The sequence below is a fragment of the Thauera aminoaromatica S2 genome (genome assembly GCF_000310185.1).
GTDB lineage: Bacteria > Pseudomonadota > Gammaproteobacteria > Burkholderiales > Rhodocyclaceae > Thauera > Thauera aminoaromatica.
On sequence record NZ_AMXD01000252.1, the window covers coordinates 1 to 2,250 of the forward strand.

General features: G+C 69.2%; 2 protein-coding genes. Both read left to right on the forward strand.

Going from position 1 to position 2,250, the window contains the following annotated elements:
- The first annotated feature begins 74 nt into the window (after positions 1 to 74).
- Positions 75 to 1,460 (forward strand): cysteine--tRNA ligase, encoded by a 1,386-nt coding sequence (gene cysS, locus C665_RS19300; RefSeq protein ID WP_012585797.1) that lies wholly within the window; start codon positions 75 to 77, stop codon positions 1,458 to 1,460.
- 141 nt (positions 1,461 to 1,601) lie between these two features.
- On the forward strand, positions 1,602 to 2,027 hold the full coding sequence (locus C665_RS19305; protein ID WP_004328313.1) for a hypothetical protein: 426 nt from the start codon (positions 1,602 to 1,604) through the stop codon (positions 2,025 to 2,027).
- Positions 2,028 to 2,250 lie beyond the last annotated feature (223 nt).

Sequence of the window (2,250 nt, forward strand, 5' to 3'; positions counted from 1 at the left end):
CCCCCCCCCTCACAATCGAGCCGCCGCCCGCGTTCCGCCTGCGGCCGGCCTCCAGCAACGACCCGCCCGCACCGATGCTCTCCATCTACAACACCCTGTCGCGCAGCAAGGAAGCCTTCACGCCCATCGAACCCGGCAAGGTCCGCATGTACGTCTGCGGCATGACGGTGTACGACTTCTGCCACCTCGGCCATGCGCGCGTGATGGTGGTGTTCGACATGGTGGCGCGCTGGCTGCGCGCGAGCGGGCTGGACGTGACCTACGTGCGCAACATCACCGACATCGACGACAAGATCATCCGCCGCGCGCAGGAGAACGGCGAGAGCATCCGCCAGCTCACCGACCGCTTCATCGCCGCGATGCACGAGGACGCCGACGCGCTCGGCGTGCTGCGCCCCGACCACGAGCCGCGCGCCACCGACTACGTCGCGCAGATGCAGTCGCTGATCTCGCGCCTGGAGCAGAAGGGCCTGGCCTACGTGGCCGGCAACCGCGACGTGTGCTACGCGGTGCGCAAGTTCGACGGCTACGGCAAGCTGTCGGGCAAGTCGCTCGACGAGTTGCGCGCCGGCGAGCGTGTGGATGTAGCGCAGGACAAGAACGACCCGCTCGACTTCGTGTTGTGGAAGCACGCCAAGGTCGAGGAGCCGGGCGAGGTGAAGTGGGCCTCGCCCTGGGGCGAGGGCCGGCCGGGCTGGCACATCGAATGCTCGGCGATGAGCTCGGACCTGCTCGGCGACCACTTCGACATCCACGGCGGCGGCATGGACCTGCAGTTTCCGCACCACGAGAACGAGATCGCCCAGTCCGAAGGCGCGCACGGCCATGCCTTCGTCAACTATTGGATGCACAACGGCTTCGTGCGCGTCGACGACGAGAAGATGTCGAAGTCGCTCGGCAACTTCTTCACCATCCGCGAGGTGCTGCAGAAGTACGATCCGGAGGTGGTGCGCTTCTTCATCCTGCGCGCGCACTACCGCAGCGCGCTCAACTACTCCGACGCCCACCTCGAGGACGCCCGCAACGCGCTCACCCGCCTGTACACCGCGCTCAAGAACGTGCCGGTGGCCGGTGAGCCGGTGGTCGACTGGAGCGAGCCCTTCGCGCAGCGCCTGCGCGCGGCGATGGACGACGACTTCAACACCGCCGAAGCGGTGGCGGTACTGTTCGAGCTCGCCAACGAGGTCAACCGCAGCGCCGCGCCGGCGCTCGCCGCGCAACTGAAGGCGCTCGGCGGCGTGCTCGGCCTGTTGGGACGCGAACCGCAGGCCTTCCTGCAGGCGGGTGCGCCCGACGCGGACGGGCTGGACGCCGACGCGATCGAGGCGAAGATCGCCGAGCGCGCGGCCGCCAAGAAGGCGAAGAACTTCGCCGAGGCCGACCGCATCCGCGCAGAGCTGACCGAGGCCGGCGTGATCCTCGAGGACGGCCCCGGCGGCACCACCTGGCGCCGCGCCTGAGCCTGCAGCGGCCAGCGGGGCGACTGCGCTGGTCGGCATCAGCGCTGTGCTGTGGCGCAGGTCACCGCGGTATCGCCAGGCGCTGCCGTGGCTGGCCGAGTTGAATCCAAACGATCCGAACCCGTACAAGGAACCCCGCACATGATCATCACCGGCTTCCAGAGCCTGCTCGACGCCGCGCGCCAGCAACCCGAACCGCAGCGCCTGCTGCTCGTCTTCACCCGCGCCGAGCTGCCGGAGAAGGCCACCGCCGAGCAGCGCGCCAAGTTCGAGCAGGGCGAGGGCGGGGCGCTGGTTCCGGTGATGTATGTGGACAAGAAGCCCGACGAGCTGCAGAGCTTCGAGGAACTGGTCGAGGAGTCGCGCCACACCGGGCAGAGCTGGGACATGATGTTCGTCGGTTGCCTGAGCGGGCAGGGCGGGCGCGAGCCGAGCGACGATACGGTGCAGAAGGCGCTCGAGACCATGATCATGTCGATCCAGGGCGGCATCGTCGCCCACCTGCTGGCCTACCGCCCGAACGGCGAGCAGGTCTGGCTGCCCGACCAGGCCGAAGGGCTGGCCTGAGCCTCTCAGTCGCGCGGCGGTCGTTGGGCGGCTGAAATCGCGACTTGCGTCGCTCCTACGGGGGACGCATCGGGCGTTGGCCGGCGTGACGGTTTCCGTGGGAGCGACGCAAGTCGCGATCGACGTTGCGAGCCGCGACGTGCGGCGGCGGGCGTGACGGTTTCCGTGGGAGCGACGCAAGTCGCGATCGACGTCGCGAGCCGCGACGCGCGGCGGCGGGCGT